Here is a 16,027-nt window from a genome sequence, read left to right as displayed (position 1 = left end):
CTACACTTCCTTTAAATAAGTTTTGATTGCATCTATCATTTGATGAATTTCAAAAGGTTCATATTTCTGACTATAGTCACTATTGTCATGACTAGTCGTTGTAAAAGCGAAAATTGGCTTTTCAAGTTCTTTTACCTTTTGAATAATGTCATAAATTTCATCTTCATCATTAATATCTAAATAGAAATCCATATTTTCCAAAATTTCTTCAGCATTAAATGGACTAAAATTAGGGTATAGGGATAAATTCAAATGACGTTGCTGATCAATCACACTTGGTGCAAAGTCTGTATATGCTAAAATACTGAAATGAACTTCCGGTAAAGCATCTAATAACAAGTCTAACTGTTCCATATTTGCAGAATTAGTAAAAATACACGCATGATAACATGAATGAGATACTAATGTTGAAAAGTCGCGTTTGACAATATCATTTGATAACAAAATGTCACTCCAGCTAAGTCCGTAATAAAACCACCATACTTTCCTAAAACGTGTCAAAGTTATATGCGTCCAAGGTTTAAATTCCATTGTATAATGAATAATAACAGGGAGATGATTTAAACGATATTGAGAAGAAAACCAATCATGATTTCCTCTCAAATGCATAAAATTATCAATTCCAACCATAAAGTTATATTTTTTATCCAAGTGAATCCACTGATTTTCAAATAGCATATTTAAAATTCCTTGGTCACCATAAGTGCTTTCATGATGAATTTCTGTTAATGCTAATAATTGATGAGAAATATTTTCCTCACGCCATCTTTTTGTAGGTATTACTAACATACCTGCATTAAACGTTTCAAGAAATCCTGTAGGAATATAGTCACGAACCGCAGCAATAGGATATTCCTTCAAATCAAGATAAAATAAATCATCCAGTGAATCTGTCACAATCATATCCGAGTCTAAATAAACAATTTGATCTTCTACAACAAAATCAGCAATGAAGTATCTAAAAAATGTAGCATAGCTTAAAAATTCATTAGGAAGATGATAGTTTTTTAATGAATGTGCTGTAATTTTGATATTAACTATTTCTGAGCCAATAACAGAAAGATGTTTTTGCATTATTTGAAACCATTCTGTAGGTAGTTCATCGTTAAAAACATAAAATCTGACTTGATGGTTATAAACAGAAACTGATTTTATTAACGTTTCTACTTTGTCCATATAATGATTATCTGCACATAAAGCAATCGCTTTTTTATATGTTTTCATCTTTAAAGTCCTTTCTTTTTAAGTAATCTCGAATAGCGAGAATCATCCCTTCTGTATTTGTAGGTTCAAATAATTGACTTTCCTTACTATCATCGTGAGTAGTAGTCGTAAAAGCGAAAATTGGCTTTTCGAGTTGTTTTACTCTTTGGATGATATTGTTACACTCATCAAAATAATTAATATCAAGATAAAAATCCATCTTCTCTAACACTTGTTTTTCTTCAAATGGATCAAAATTTGAATATAAACATACATTTGGATAGCGTTCTAACTCCATTACTTCACTAGCAAAATAAGTGGGGGCTAATATATTAAACTGAACTTCAGAAAGTTCCTTTACAAGAGTTTCTAATTGTTCCATTTCTGCTGAATAAGTAAAAATTGCTGTATGATACTTCAAGCTATCTACAAATTCTTCCCACTTTAGTTGAATAGTCGGACTATGAAGCAACACATCTTCCCAACTAAATCCATAGTATAACCACCATACTTCTCTAAAACGATTAAATTTTAATTGTTTCCATGGTTTGTTCCAAAGTGTATAGTGAATCACTTTTGGTACTTTAGAAAACAGCGTATACCATGACATATTTCCTTGACGAAATTCAACATGATCACTTCCAACCTGTAAATTGTAAGTTAACGGCAATGATTTCCATTGTTGCTTAAAGTAAGTATTTAAAACACCTTGATCTCCATAGGTTTGTTCATGAATTTGTTCAGTTAATGTAAGCAGTTCTTCACTAATATTTTTTTCTCTCCATTTTAAAACATCTATGACCATTAAGCCTGAATTAAATCCCTCAGGGACAGTTGGTAAATCAGGAACTGCAGCAATATCATAACCATCCAAACTCATCGTCCAAAGTTCTTCCAATGAATCTGTAATAATCATATCACTATCAAAATAAACCGCACGATTTTCCTCAACATAATCAGCTATTAAAAACCGAAAATACATTGCTTTATGTAAATGAAACTTTGGTAAGAAAAATTTATCAAATTTCCAAGCAGGTACTTTAACATTCACAACTTGGGAGCCAATTGCCTTTAACCTCTGATTCATCACTGTAAACCACTCTGTTGGGATATCCTCATTTAATATATAAAATTTCAAATGACGATGATGCGCACAAATTGATTTCATCGTTGTTTCAATCATTGGAAAATAACCTGCATCACCATTAAGTACAACTGCTTTTTGAACCATATTCCATCTCCCCTTTTTCATTGAAAAATTTATAACGATATCTGTCTGTAAAAATCAATAATTCATTATCATTAATACGAAAAGAATAATTGCAAAAAGAATAGCGCACACTAGCACGGTCAATTTAATTCCTGTTCGTGTCTTCCAATAACTTGCTTTCTTGTTTTGAACGGTCAAATCATTTGAAAAATTTTGCATTTGACGTGGCAAACTTCCTATTAAAATTATTAATAGAATAGAAAGAATTGTTAATAGTGTTAAAAAAAGCTGATTCATCTAATCACCTCAACAAACCTAATAACGTTATTAGTAATCCAAAAATAATCACTAAGCCTAACGAAATCGAAAAAGTTTTATTTAATTTTGAACTAATCGTATCTTTTTCTTCTTCTATAGGATGTTGTTTCATATATTCAAGCTTTGCTTCTATTTCTTCATAAAATAGATTATCTTTTTCACTCATAATGAATCCTTTCTACTTTCCATCACGGACGCCAGCTGATTTACGTTGTCGAATCAGCTCTTCTTCAAAAGTTATTTGATTTTCAATACATCTTTTAAGTAATTCAATCATGTTATTTGTATTCTCTACTTCAAAAATATGTTCTTGAGCTACATATTGACGTTGATGAATGGTATGACTATACGCTAATATTAGTTGATTTGCTAGGAAAGCTCTCCTTATTGATAGAGGAACTTCCTGGTAATGATTGATATCTAAATAAATATCACATTGTTGATATAAATCATTTAATTGTTCTTGAGAAACAGTTTGATGCAACACAACATTTTTATAACGAATATAATCCATTAATGTTGCAGACATCTCCGTTGGAGCGGCTATATGGAATGTCAATTCTGGTATACTTTCAACAAGTGTTTGAAGTTGTTCGATTTGATCGGAATTCGTAACAATAAGAGCTTGTTTTTTATATTGATTTTCTTTTGTCCATTCATACATATACTCAAAAGGTTCAAACATATTTTTATATTCAGAAGAAACAAGTTGTTGAATACGATGATACGTTTCAGGAATCGGTACAAGAATCTTATTGCAACGGATAGAACGATTTTCAAGAATGAATTGCATATTCCCCGGAAGTTCATGATTGATTTCTTCTTGCCAAACTAATAAATCATTGCCAGAATTTTCTAAACCTAACGAAACAAAAAATGAAGCAGCTAAACTATTGAATATAATTTGACTCAAATCATATTGACGTTCTTTTAAAAAAGAAATATAAAAAGCCACACGATCATGAAACACACGCATTCCTTCTTCTACCATTAGTAAAATATCTTGCGTTACATGGTTTTCAATAATACGCTCGTATCCCAATTCATCATAATAAATCGTTTGAAATGGTTGATTTTCCTCCATATAATGAGTTTTAGCAAAAATTTCTCCAAATTTATTATAATGGTCAACGCTTTTCACATTGCCATGATTATCAAGCCATTCAACAGCTTTTACTTGACGAAAAGGAGAATCTGGTAAATAAACAATATTAGCTCTTGTTTTATTTTGTTGACGAATCCATCCGCGATGAGCATCTCCTTGAATTTCCCAAAAATCTGGAACAATAACTTGATTGAAGAATAATGGTTTACCTACTTTTTGACGATTACCTAAATAGTACAAAAAGGGATTTTCGATATAAGAAGGTAGAAAACCATCTGGTTCTAAGGAAATAACTACATTTTTCTGTCCCAGTCTATTCAAAGTATAAACTAAATCCTTTGCTAACTGTGTCCAAGCATCTACAATAATCATTTAGCAATCTCCTCTACCAATAATTTTTTCCATTTTTCCACAAGATTTTTTGTAAGAAAATCCTCAGCAAGACGATAACTTTCATTTCGCATATAGGATAACGCATTTGTGTGATAAAGGCGAATGATTTCTTCCGAAAATGACTTCGCAATCACATCTTCAACACGATGTTTACTTAACGGAATCAGATATCCATTTTCTTCATTGTTTATAAAAGTTTGATTTCCATAAGGAACATCAAAACCAATCATCGCTAAACCTGATCCAATGGCTTCTAGTAATGTTAATCCAAACCCCTCACTTGTAGATGCCGTTAAATATACTTCATATTGTTGATATACATCCGTTAAATCACAATGCCCCATAAGATGTATATATTCTCCTGCATGATATTTTTCAATTGTTTCTCTAATTTTTCCTTCTTCTCCACCACTACCATAAATATCAAAGGTTAAATTAGGAATAACCTCATGTGCTAGTGCTACGCCTCTTACTAACCAATCTACATGCTTCTCACCCGCTAAACGAGAGGCTGTCATTAAAGAAAATGGTTTGCGATAGTCACTCATCTTCAAACAATCAATACTCCCTACCGGAAGAACAATAATTTTCGGATTATGTGGAGTATATTTTGCAAACTGCGCTGCTAATACATCTTTTTGAGCTTGAGTTGATACAATGAAAAAATCAACTTTATCAGCATTCGTAAACTGATAATCATAAAAATTATTCCACAAAAGATAGTCATCTGTTTGAATAGCATCACTAAAATGTTCCGCATGAACGACCACTCCAAGTTTAGCTCCATCACGTACCGCACGTTCAAATACTATTGAACCAATATCCGTTTCTCGATCTAAAATAATGATATCCTCTGTTGTAAATTGTAATTGTTCAAGAAAATAAGCGATGAACTCAGTTCTTCCATAACATACATGATTCTTAAAACGAAAGAGCACTTCTTCTCCATTTTCAATCAGAATTTCGTAAGCCGTTGTTCCATCTGAGTTATAAATCGTACGATTATAACAAACTGCAACACCATCTTTCGGAACAAAAAATTCACTCAAGTAACGTTTCGTTGAATAATAATCTTTCCGTAAAAGATTTCCACGAAAAACAAATTCAGCATGCTCAACTAATTGATTAGAGTTACGTACGAAATAACAAGTTACAAATGAATCGGTTTCTGGATAAAAATACCGGACTACTCTATCGCTTAATTTCTCACTATACTCTGGAGTACCTACAACACCAGATAAAACTTCTTCAACTGTCATCGTTGTTGGATGAATCGGAATGTCACTAAAAAATTGGTAAAGCCAAATAATCTCTGAATGACGAAATCCCATATTTTGAGTTAAATGAGCAATATTATCTGCTAAAATTAAATCCATAAAAATAAATTTAGCATTTTCATTCGTATGTCTAAGAATATTTGCACGATAGGCTTGAGCATATTCAACACCGCTACTAGCCCAGCCAATTCCAAGATTAATATTATAAACTGTCATAATTTTAAGGGAAATTCATATAAATTTTCCCCTTATCATTCACCTCCAACGTACTTAATAATAAATTTTGAACTACTTGTTTTTTTATAGAAGATTTCATATCTTCAAATCCTTCATACGCTTCTTGATAGTATTCTACCAATGGATTTTTTTGTGACACATAATAACCGCTCATGGCACTTCTAAGTTGTTGTAAATAATCAACTTGCTCAATCCAATTGGCATCAATTGCTTTTAATATCGCTAGTCTATGAAACTCTTGAATACGATCAGAAGTTTGTAATAAGCTATACTTCTGCTTTAATTCATCATTTGCAATTCTATGAATCAACTCCGAAACTGCTTGAGAATTAGTTACATCCACCTCTTCAAAATAAGCTTGGTAACTAATATTATCTAAAATATAACGATATAAATCATTTGCAGTTTCATATTGATTTTTAGAGGCTTCTTCTAAATGTTCATACAGAATATTTTTAATTTCATTAGAAACATCAATCTGCCCTTCAATCATCAAGTTCCGACGAGCATACATCATTTCACGTTGGATATTCATACTCTGTGCATATTCAACAATAGATTGACGCTGCGCTTTTCCACTAGCTTCACTTGCTTTTTGAGCATTTTTTATAATTTTTCGGTATTTTCTTTTTTTCAGTTCATTAGGAGTAAGATTTTGTGTTTTTACGGTGTAGTTATTATAATTTTTTCTTACCCAACTTGGTCCCCATTTACGAATAACATCATCTTCAAGAGAGATAAAGAATTTTGAAATGCCAGGATCTCCCTGTCTTCCACTTCGTCCACGAATTTGTAAATCTACACGTTGATTTTCCATTCTTTCAACGCCAACAACGACCAAGCCTCCAAGGTCTCTCACTTCTTTAGAAAGCTTAATATCAGTACCTCTACCAGCCATAGATGTAGCAACTGTTACTGCACCAAACTGTCCTGCTTCTTTAATGATTTGCGCTTCTCTAGCAGCATTATTGGCATTCAACAAATTATGAGCAATTCCTTCTCTTAAAAGTAAATTTGAATAAATGATGGATAATTCAACTGAACCTGTAAAAACAAGAATTGGATTTCCTTTTGCATGATAGTCAAGAATCATTTGTAAACTCGCCACAATTTTTTCTGGGATTGTCGCGTATAATTGATCGGGTAAATCTCTCCGTATTACTGGTTTATTCGTTGGAATTTGTACAACTTTCAGAGAATACGTCTCCATAAATTCTTCACGAACTGTCCAAGCCGTTCCAGTCATACCAGAAATTTTTTTAAACTTTTTAAAGAAGTTTTGGTAAGTAATGGATGCCATAGCTCTTGTTTCTGGAGAAAGCGGCACTGATTCTTTTGTTTCAATGGCTTGATGCATTCCACCTTCTAATTTAGTACCTTCTAAAGCACGACCAGTGGCTGAATCCAATAAGAGGACTTCTTTTTTATTACGAACAATATAATCTTTATCACGTGTATAAAGTTCGTGAGCTTTCAGCGCTAAATAAATATGCCGAACCATTTCTTCGTATGATTGCTCAAATAAATTTTCAACACCAAAATATTGTTCCGCAGCAATGATTCCTTTTCTTGTAAGCCAAACTTGTGCTTTCTCTTTATCTACTTTATAATCAATATCCTTATCTAATGTAGTCACTAAAGTATTCACAACTTGATAAAAATTAGAATGTACACGTGGTGCTCCAGAAATAATCAACGGCATTTGTGCTGTGTCCAATAAAACTGAATCAATTTCATCAATCACAACAAAATTAAATTCTGGTAACACTCGATCTGAAAGACTAGAACTAAGGTTTTCAATAAGATAATCAAATGCTAATGTTGCATTTGTAGTATAAACAATATCAGCTTGATATAAATCTTGCTTCGAATCTTTGTTATCAGATGACAATTCATCTTCCTTATCCTCTTCGCCACCTACAAAAGCAACACTTAACCCAAGAAATTCATATATTGGTCCCATTTCTTCAGCATCTCTTTTAGCAAGATAACCATTTACTGTTACAAGTATAGCACTTTTTCCTGACAATGCATTAAGATATAAAGGCATTGTAGCTGTTAACGTTTTACCTTCTCCAGTTGCCATTTCTGCAATACGACCTTGATGAATGACTATCCCACCCATCACTTGAACATCATATGGAAATAACCCTAAAACACGACGAGAAGCCTCCCTACAAACTGCAAAAGCTTCCACTAAAAGACTGTCAAGCGATTCTCCATTTTTAATCCGTTCTTTAAATTCAACTGTCTTATGTTTTAATTTTTCATCACTAATTGTTTCTAATTCAGGTGCTAACGCATTAATTTTTTTGACAAGCTTTCTTAGTAGTCGTTGATCACGATTCATTATCATACGTATTCACTTCCTTTATCTCTAAATGGTGAAATTCTAAGGCAGTCAATCCTGCGCTAATGAGTTGGATTTTGTATGAATACGCATTTTTAGGATAATCAAAAAATAATTCATTTGATTTAGTAACTTCATAACTCACTACATCTCCATAGCGATTATAAAAAGTAATTTTTGTAAAAACACTTAAATTTGGAGTTGGAATCATATCAAGAATCAAGTGGTATGGTTGATTTTTCTTCAACAAAGGTAATGGAGTAATTTTTCTAGTAGCTTGATAATTTCCAATCGAATACCATTCCTGAATAACTTCTCCTGGAGGAAGTAATTCATTATCAAAAAAAACATGATTACGTGCATAAAATGTTAGAATGGTCCCAAAATCATAAGAATTACTATCTCCCCAATAAATAGAATTATTTTTCTTCTTACGTATATTCAACATTATTTTCTACCAAAATCCCTTTCAAGTATATGTTTATAATAGATTAAAAACCAATGGACTGCAGCATCGGCAGCATCAGAATGTCGACCAGATAATCCTTTACCAATAATTTTTGTGTGTGAATGATGCAGATGAGATAAAATATCAAAATAAGCAGTAGGATCATAATCATCTTCTTTCATATACACAATTCCAAACGTCGTATTCTCATAATTTCCAGAACTAAATTTTTCCCAAAAACGATTTTGTAATTTTTGAACATGATTACTAGACAAGCCTTCTGTGAATTTTCTTAACACATAAAGTGAAGTCGCGAAACTTCCGGGGCTAAACGTTTTATTCAAAACTGCCATCTTCCCTAAATTAGCAAGAGGTTTTCCTATAATAACAGCATGAGGGTTAAAATCTGATGCATAATACAACGAACCATAAGTTCCCATGGACAATCCTGAAAAAATCAATTCTCTATTTGTAAATCCTAACAAATCTAACTTGTTTTGGATTACTTCCCGAACCTTTTGTTCTAACTCCAAACTCCCCATATAAAAAGCTCCCCCAAGTAATCGTTGATCAGAAATCAATAAAAATGGAGTCTTCATATTCTTCATCATGAAATAACCCTCAAAGCCTTCAGCTGAACGAAAACCTGAAAAATAAACACAAAGTGGTGGCTTCATATCTCCTGGATGGAAAAAGTAATTAATTTCATCTTTTGAAGCATCACTTACAATATCTCCACCTAGTAAGAACTTTCCAAATCCCATTCTACTCCATCTAACATGTAAGACTCCTATATCAATCTTTCCGCATCCACGAGCTTTTAATGATATCGCAACTTGTCCATTGTTAGTTTCTTCTAAAACAATTGCTTTTTGTATTTCTTCATGTGAATAGACTACTTCACTAATGACTTGTTCGATTGAACCTTCTTGAATTTGACGTACACATAATTGTAATTCAACTTCTTCTGAACATTCATGCTCAAACCAAATTTCTAAATTCAATCCAGTAAAATTCTGACGATTAATTCTCCAAGAACCAATTGGACGAAACTGTTCCAAACCAAAATCACCTTCAATTGTAAGATGACTCAAACTATGACGTGTAACAACTTGTTTTAAAGTTGGCTGAATAGTAAATTCTGCTACAGACATTTTATCTCCATATTGTCCATTAAATAGCGCGTTTTTAAGAAGATGATAACACTCAGTGTGATTAGACATATCTATTGGGAAGAATCCATACAGTTTGCTCCAATTTGGTAAACGAGTTTCTGGGATTTCTCTATTATAGAAAACAGTATAGGGTTGAATCCAATTTTTTAACAATGATAAAACTGCCATTCCGTTTGGATTTTCTATTAAAATTGCATTTATTTCTCCGATAAATTTCTCTACAGAAAGATGAGTTGGACGAATTTCCACTTTTGGGTTTTTATTTATTTTATCATTATCTTGAATTTGACGCATTTCAAGTGTTACCATTTCAAATTCTTGCAAATTTGTTATAGTATCATGGACAAAAAACCATTGATTTTGGTCTTCTTCTTGTTGTATCTCAATTGTATCCATCCAATTCTGTGAACCAATTTGTAAAAAGCGCATACTATCCCCTACTTTCTGTTACTCTTTGCCATTTTTCTACAAATCTATTCCCTGTATTTTCACGAATTTTTTCAATAGCATGAACAAGTGCTTCGTTCCAATATTTTAGTTGATCTAAATAATAGTGAGCTGGTTCATCAAATTCTTGTGGAGTTTGAATAATATACCCATTTTCCAAATGTTTTACATATTCAGTCTCTACTAAATTAATTTGAGGAATGCCAGCACTAATACTAGCAATTTGAATATAGACATCAGGTGTTCGACTAAAATCAATCACTAATCTTGTTATATCCAACGTTTTAATAACATCTAACTCACTCATCAATTGTGTAAATTCAATTCTTTTTTGCCATTCTTCTTCTCCAGGGAGAATATTTTCTTTATCATCTTTAATTTTTTCATTAGCGAATAAATTAATCTTGTATTTTTCCAACCAAGATTCGATTTGCTCTTGATATGGAGCAATATCTGCATTAATAATTCCTACTTTTAATTTAGAAAACTGATTTGAGGTTACATATTGCAAAACAGGAATAATCATTTCCATTGAAAAATCTTGAGGATTTACATGAAAATATAATAACTCCATTTTATTTTGTTGACTAACTCCTAAGCGTAATCGTGTGTCAAACGCTGGCATATAATGAATTTTTTCTTTCATCATTGGAAGTTGCTCTTTTAAATATTGAGTAGTATCTTGACGGTCAACTAATATAGCCTTACTTCGATGAATAAGCCCCTTTAGAGCAAGAAAATTTTCTCTACTTTGTCTCTCGATAAAAGTTGTTGTTACAAGTGATACATCATCTGGTAATAAAGGTAAAACTGTTATTTCATGATGAAGGGCAGATGGTAAAATTACTTGGTCTCCATTTTTTAGATGAATCCCTATCCAAATTCGTAATCTTTCTTCGATAAATAAATCGAATGATGAATAGGTTAATGATATAAATTTATAACTAAGTTGTGGATTTACAATAATTTGTCCATTTTCAAGCAAACGAAATTGCCACATACCTTCTGCATTAAAAAATTCATGAGAAGAAAACTGACCGTTTTCATATACAATAACACTCGATAAAAAACCACGATCATCATAAATTTGTGTACGAATCAGTTGATTATTCTCATAAAAATTCAAGTGGGAAATAATACTTTCTTGAGTAAATTCAATTGTAGCAAAATGTTTTCCGAAACGATAAACACTTACTACAAAGGGAGTATAAACAAATTCACACCACTCATCCCATTCAAAATCTTCTATCTGTAACGTACGTGATTCAACTGATGTAATGCCCTGTAAATCATCAAATAAAGATATATGAGGAATTTCATACATATCGTGACGATGCAAATGATATCTTAATTGAGGAATATAACTTAATAACATTAATTTTAATGGGACATTTTGACTATTTAATATTCTTACTTGATGAATCGTTTCATCAAATTCTATTTTTTGTCCCGTGAAATACCAAGGGATTCGTGGTGATTGCCATGATTGTTCCTGTTCATACCATGCTGGAAAAAAATAATACATCAGTTTTCCCTCCTTCATTATTTAAAAGAATTTTTTAACAGATTCCTATTTTCCATACAGCAATTTAAATTTTATACTTCGTATTCACAATCATTGCTTGAACTTCATTTTCAATTTGTAATACCATTCCATTAAAAATCAGAAAAATTCCAGGAATCATTCCAAGACGTATTAATCTTGGATCTTTAATCACTAAAAGAATGGGTAGAAAAGCCATCATAATCAAATAAATATTCCCAACGAAAGAAAAACGCCATAAAAGACCTGTAATATACTTTCTTGTATCCTTTCCAGGATAAATTCCATAAATATATTCCCCTTGCTTCATCATATTTTCTGCTACTTTATCTGGATTTACATTAATAAATGCAAAAGAATAACCTAGCAATACAATAATTAAAAAATAAATTAGAAACCAACCTGGTGTCCCAATATTAATTTCTTCGCTGATTCGTTGCAATAAAGTATTCTCTGGATAAAATACTTGTAAAAGAATAAATACATATTGAGGGATTGCTACAATTGTCATCGCATACATCACTGGCATACCACCAGCAGGATTTAAATTCATTTCATAATAAGAATATTTTTTAAAACGATTATGTATACTAACCTTATTAATTGGAATACGATATTTTGCTTTTTCAAAAATAATCGAAGATAGAAATAAAACAACTGTTATTATTCCAATAATGATAAACCAATACGATTCTAATGGAACTTGAGTGAGTGTATCCATAACATCTTGAGGTAAGTAAGCAATCATCCCTGGAATAATTAGCATCATTGATCCTCCTACCCCATAAGCAGCATTTAAATCGGACAACCATACCATCAAAAAAGTTCCAGCCACTAACACTAACACTGACACTACCATTACTTGTGGAGTCGAATATCCTTCAATAAAAGTTGCTTTCAATACAATCACTAGCGCTTGAATGATACTAATAGTAGCAGTCATTATCATCTGAGCAGTTTCTTGATATTTAACAGGCAATTTGTCACATCCAAACATTTTGGTCACTACAATCATCTGCCAAATTAACATGGCTGACATCCAAGGAGACAATCCTAAAGAAAATAGTGACAGTTGCCTTAAGTTTCCTCCTGTAATGGCATTTGCAAATATAATAGAATCTGAAGCCCCACCTATTAAAAAAACTTTTGAAATGTCAACATACGGTATCACTAATTTATTTCCTAAAAAATAACAAAAAATAATCAATAATGACCAAGTAAATCTAAGACCTACATACCAATAATTTTTTTTATTCATCAAAATCACCTAGATTATTTTTAAATGTAAATTGAGTATATTTTTTCTTCAATTGTAAAGCTTCTTCTGTATATCCATTTTGTTCTAATAGGGAAATATTACTTTTAATAGCAAATTTATAAACGGCATAAAAAGATTCTATCGGGTACTCCAATTCAGGATGTTCTTGAATATAAGCGAATCTTTCCTCAAGTGCATCAATGTAGGATAAATGACTTAGGTCATAATTTTGCGTTAAACTTTGAGGATTATAGCGATATACATATAATGCTTGATGAAGTGATACAGTTTTATTACTGGCTAAATACGCTTTCCATGTAAAAAATTGTTCTTCGGCATATCGGATTCCATCGGGAAATCTTAATCCATCTAATACACGAGAAGAAAATAAAGTTCCCCATACTGTAGAAAACATAAGTAATGGAAAATCAGCAAGACTATCCATTTTTACTAGCGCTTCCGTTTTTGACCATTCACGTACAACATTGTTTCCTAAGTAATCTTCAAAACGATAAACATTAAAACAATTGTCCATCCACAACATATAAGCACCTATCACAACCTCAGCATCCGTTAACTTTGCTGTCAAAACGAGTTTTTCTAATGCATTTTCTACTAGAAAATCATCAGGATCTACAAAAAATATATAATCTCCATTAGCAAAGTCTAATCCTAGGTTTCTAGTGAAGGCAACACCATGGTTTTCCTGTTCAATGAATATAAATCGTTCATCACCAAGAGTTAAAGTTCGGGCGATTTCAATACTGTTATCAGGAGTTCCATCACTAATCACAATCACTTCAAAATTCTTATAAGTTTGCTGTAATAAACTATTCATACAATCAGCAATGTAAGCTTCTACCTTATATACAGGAATAATAATACTAATTAGCGGTGTCATTTTTCTCTCCTTCTAGTAAATCTGTGCCACTATTTGACTATCGTAAATAGGGTCATTTGTAAAAATAATATTCTCATCAAAATTATGTTCTGCAGTATGTTTATGTGGTAATTTTACTTTTGATGTAGCTCCCATCTTAAACCATTCATACTCCGAATCAATATGACCAATATCAATCGCCCAGTATCCTTTTTGAGCAAGTCGATACGAAAGCACTTTTGCTGTTGGACCTAACATCAATAAGATTAATTTATTCTTACCATATTTTTGGGCAGCAATTTCTAAATCATCTACAAATTGATAGGCATTAGAAGAAGGTCCAATAATTCTTGTAATACTTTTTGCATTGTCAAATAAATCATTTCCAACTCCACTTCGACTTGTTTTACCTTCAATCATTAAAACATCCCGATTTTGCCATAATCTACGAAGTTTTTCAAAATATTCTTTACAGTGAGACTTATCTATTAAATCCATATATGGACGCGAGATAAATGTAGAACCATACCAACGATTCCTACTTAATTCACGATAAAACGATTCATAATGTGACAGATGATTTATCCAAAAATTTTGAGCAAATTCATTGTATCTCTCCAATGATTCGAAAACATCGGATTGACATACTACAAAACTTTCATCACTAGGGCGTTGATAAATGATTCTTAACTCATGTGCAAGTGTTTCGTCATAATCTTGATACGGAATAGATTGTCCAGTCATTATTTCCATCTCTCCATCACCAAATCGAGCAACGCTCGCTTCATTAGTTTCAATAAAGTGCAAGGTGTCAAGAATAGAAAGTACTTTAATTGGCAAATTAGGATTCGTAAATTGTTTTGTTATTTGAGAATCACTAATACAGTTTAAACTAGCAAAATGCGCACTACAGTTTTCTGTTTCTTCAGGTAATATACGTACAACATAATCAGCTTGATGATGATAAAGTACTGAGCCATTTTGTTGAAAACATTCTTTTAAGATTGATTCTTCTAACTCAACTCGTGATAGATTAGGAATCTTAATTGATTGTAAAAGAGATGTTTTAATAAATGTATTTCCTAATCTACGGTATGCTTCATCTTTTGAATTCAAATATTCCAGTTGCTGATACACTCGCTTAGTTGTCTGAATAATACGATTTTGTTCTCCAAACACATGAAATAGAAACTCTGAACTTTCTGGTAAAAATCTAGAATAATTGCCAACGATAATATCAATCTCAGGAGTTCTAAGTGATTTTTGAAAATTTTCTACATAAGTAGGTTCAATCCAGTCTTTTGCATGAACGATAGTAATGTATTCTGATTCAATAGTTGAGATAACTTGCGACAACGCATCAAAAAAAGCTCCGGAATAAATATAATGCTTTATTCTAATTGGTTTTTCATCACTATGAGAAATTGTATCCATTGAAAAAGTTGCTTTTTCATCTTGTAAAAGAACTAACTCAAAATTATTTTTAGTTTGTCGAAAAATAGAATCAAGGCATTGTTTACAACAAAACTCATTTGTAGAATCTATTGTCAAAATCATTGTTAAAGAAGACATCATTTACAACCTCTCTTCATTGAAATATAAACTTTTCCTAGAATTAATAATTTTTTATTAACTCTAGGAAAAGTCGCATTGCTAAAAGCAATGCGAGACTTTTCTAAAGTTTAGATTTTACTCTAATTCCTCATCTTCATCTTCTTTGCGTTTCATTAGTCCTAATCCTACAAGAATGGCCATCGCTGCGTTTCCAAACACAGATGAGAACTCTCCCTTAGTTCCTGTTTTCGGTAAGGATGCTTGTCTTAACGAATCAGTATTCGTTGGTACCGTACTTGTTGAGTCACTATTCGAATGATTAATATTATTCGTACTCATTGAATGTGAATGACTCTCTAAAATACTTGTTGAATCACTATTACTTACTGATGAACTTCCACTGATTGATTCTGAAGAATAATTCGAATTTGAATAGTTCATAGAAACACTAGTTGATACTGACAACGATGTACTCAATGAATTCAATTCACTAATTGGAAACTCAGAAAGCGCTGATTGACTTAATGGATCTCCTTTAGATGTAATAACAATAGAAGACGCACTTGTTGACGCTGATGTACTTGCACTTGTTGACGCTGACGTACTTGCTGATGTACTTGCACTTGTTG

The 16,027-nt window shown here is 31.9% G+C and carries 14 protein-coding genes; all 14 read right to left on the bottom strand.

Annotation, left to right across the window (positions count from 1 at the left end; all coding sequences use genetic code 11):
- Nucleotides 1-1,224 (bottom strand): glycosyltransferase, encoded by a 1,224-nt coding sequence (locus RWL86_RS02575; protein WP_314077034.1) that lies wholly within the window; start codon nucleotides 1,222-1,224, stop codon nucleotides 1-3.
- A complete protein-coding gene (locus RWL86_RS02570; RefSeq protein ID WP_314077033.1) occupies nucleotides 1,211-2,434 on the bottom strand; it encodes a glycosyltransferase family 8 protein in 1,224 nt (407 codons plus the stop codon). The genes RWL86_RS02575 and RWL86_RS02570 overlap by 14 nt, the downstream gene beginning before the upstream one ends.
- A 54-nt stretch (nucleotides 2,435-2,488) precedes the next feature.
- On the bottom strand, nucleotides 2,489-2,710 hold the full coding sequence (locus RWL86_RS08425) for an accessory secretory protein Asp5 (RefSeq protein ID WP_399534321.1): 222 nt from the start codon (nucleotides 2,708-2,710) through the stop codon (nucleotides 2,489-2,491).
- 4 nt (nucleotides 2,711-2,714) lie between these two features.
- Nucleotides 2,715-2,897 (bottom strand): accessory secretory system protein Asp4, encoded by a 183-nt coding sequence (gene asp4 / locus RWL86_RS02565; protein ID WP_314077032.1) that lies wholly within the window; start codon nucleotides 2,895-2,897, stop codon nucleotides 2,715-2,717.
- 12 nt (nucleotides 2,898-2,909) lie between these two features.
- On the bottom strand, nucleotides 2,910-4,208 hold the full coding sequence (gene gtfB, locus RWL86_RS02560) for an accessory Sec system glycosylation chaperone GtfB (protein ID WP_314077031.1): 1,299 nt from the start codon (nucleotides 4,206-4,208) through the stop codon (nucleotides 2,910-2,912).
- Nucleotides 4,205-5,722, bottom strand: coding sequence for an accessory Sec system glycosyltransferase GtfA (gtfA, locus tag RWL86_RS02555; protein WP_314077030.1), 1,518 nt, complete (start codon nucleotides 5,720-5,722; stop codon nucleotides 4,205-4,207). Before gtfA ends, gtfB begins: the two co-directional genes overlap by 4 nt.
- Nucleotides 5,723-5,726: 4 nt before the next feature.
- A complete protein-coding gene (gene secA2, locus RWL86_RS02550; protein ID WP_314077029.1) occupies nucleotides 5,727-8,099 on the bottom strand; it encodes an accessory Sec system translocase SecA2 in 2,373 nt (790 codons plus the stop codon).
- Entirely contained in the window at nucleotides 8,083-8,541 is a 459-nt protein-coding gene (asp3, locus tag RWL86_RS02545; RefSeq protein ID WP_314077028.1) for an accessory Sec system protein Asp3, read from the bottom strand. The genes secA2 and asp3 overlap by 17 nt, the downstream gene beginning before the upstream one ends.
- Entirely contained in the window at nucleotides 8,541-10,145 is a 1,605-nt protein-coding gene (gene asp2 / locus RWL86_RS02540; RefSeq protein WP_314077027.1) for an accessory Sec system protein Asp2, read from the bottom strand. The genes asp3 and asp2 overlap by 1 nt, the downstream gene beginning before the upstream one ends.
- A 1-nt stretch (nucleotide 10,146) precedes the next feature.
- Nucleotides 10,147-11,688 carry an accessory Sec system protein Asp1 gene (asp1, locus tag RWL86_RS02535; protein WP_314077026.1) on the bottom strand — a complete coding sequence of 514 codons (1,542 nt, stop codon included), beginning with the start codon at nucleotides 11,686-11,688 and terminating at the stop codon, nucleotides 10,147-10,149.
- A gap of 64 nt (nucleotides 11,689-11,752) precedes the next feature.
- The gene (secY2, locus tag RWL86_RS02530) at nucleotides 11,753-12,964 is read right to left on the bottom strand and encodes an accessory Sec system protein translocase subunit SecY2 (protein WP_314077025.1); all 1,212 of its coding nucleotides are present in this window, start codon (nucleotides 12,962-12,964) and stop codon (nucleotides 11,753-11,755) included.
- A complete protein-coding gene (locus RWL86_RS02525) occupies nucleotides 12,957-13,865 on the bottom strand; it encodes a glycosyltransferase family 2 protein (RefSeq protein WP_314077024.1) in 909 nt (302 codons plus the stop codon). Before RWL86_RS02525 ends, secY2 begins: the two co-directional genes overlap by 8 nt.
- Before the next feature lie 12 nt (nucleotides 13,866-13,877).
- On the bottom strand, nucleotides 13,878-15,419 hold the full coding sequence (locus RWL86_RS02520) for an SP_1767 family glycosyltransferase (protein WP_314077023.1): 1,542 nt from the start codon (nucleotides 15,417-15,419) through the stop codon (nucleotides 13,878-13,880).
- Between the two features lie 114 nt (nucleotides 15,420-15,533).
- The coding region (locus tag RWL86_RS02515) for an LPXTG cell wall anchor domain-containing protein (RefSeq protein WP_314077022.1) at nucleotides 15,534-16,027 on the bottom strand (494 nt) is incomplete at its 5' end.

Source organism: uncultured Granulicatella sp., from assembly GCF_963515095.1.
Taxonomy (GTDB): domain Bacteria; phylum Bacillota; class Bacilli; order Lactobacillales; family Aerococcaceae; genus Granulicatella.
The sequence above is the reverse complement of the archived record's forward strand: the minus strand, read 5'-3'. Positions and strand labels throughout refer to the sequence as shown.

Coding starts and splice junctions, on each gene's coding strand:
- RWL86_RS02575 (WP_314077034.1), bottom strand. CDS start 1,224: ATGAAAACATATAAAAAAGCGATTGCTTTATGTGCAGATAATCATTAT.
- RWL86_RS02570 (WP_314077033.1), bottom strand. CDS start 2,434: ATGGTTCAAAAAGCAGTTGTACTTAATGGTGATGCAGGTTATTTTCCA.
- RWL86_RS08425 (WP_399534321.1), bottom strand. CDS start 2,710: ATGAATCAGCTTTTTTTAACACTATTAACAATTCTTTCTATTCTATTA.
- asp4 (WP_314077032.1), bottom strand. CDS start 2,897: ATGAGTGAAAAAGATAATCTATTTTATGAAGAAATAGAAGCAAAGCTT.
- gtfB (WP_314077031.1), bottom strand. CDS start 4,208: ATGATTATTGTAGATGCTTGGACACAGTTAGCAAAGGATTTAGTTTAT.
- gtfA (WP_314077030.1), bottom strand. CDS start 5,722: ATGACAGTTTATAATATTAATCTTGGAATTGGCTGGGCTAGTAGCGGT.
- secA2 (WP_314077029.1), bottom strand. CDS start 8,099: ATGATAATGAATCGTGATCAACGACTACTAAGAAAGCTTGTCAAAAAA.
- asp3 (WP_314077028.1), bottom strand. CDS start 8,541: ATGTTGAATATACGTAAGAAGAAAAATAATTCTATTTATTGGGGAGAT.
- asp2 (WP_314077027.1), bottom strand. CDS start 10,145: ATGCGCTTTTTACAAATTGGTTCACAGAATTGGATGGATACAATTGAG.
- asp1 (WP_314077026.1), bottom strand. CDS start 11,688: ATGTATTATTTTTTTCCAGCATGGTATGAACAGGAACAATCATGGCAA.
- secY2 (WP_314077025.1), bottom strand. CDS start 12,964: ATGAATAAAAAAAATTATTGGTATGTAGGTCTTAGATTTACTTGGTCA.
- RWL86_RS02525 (WP_314077024.1), bottom strand. CDS start 13,865: ATGACACCGCTAATTAGTATTATTATTCCTGTATATAAGGTAGAAGCT.
- RWL86_RS02520 (WP_314077023.1), bottom strand. CDS start 15,419: ATGATGTCTTCTTTAACAATGATTTTGACAATAGATTCTACAAATGAG.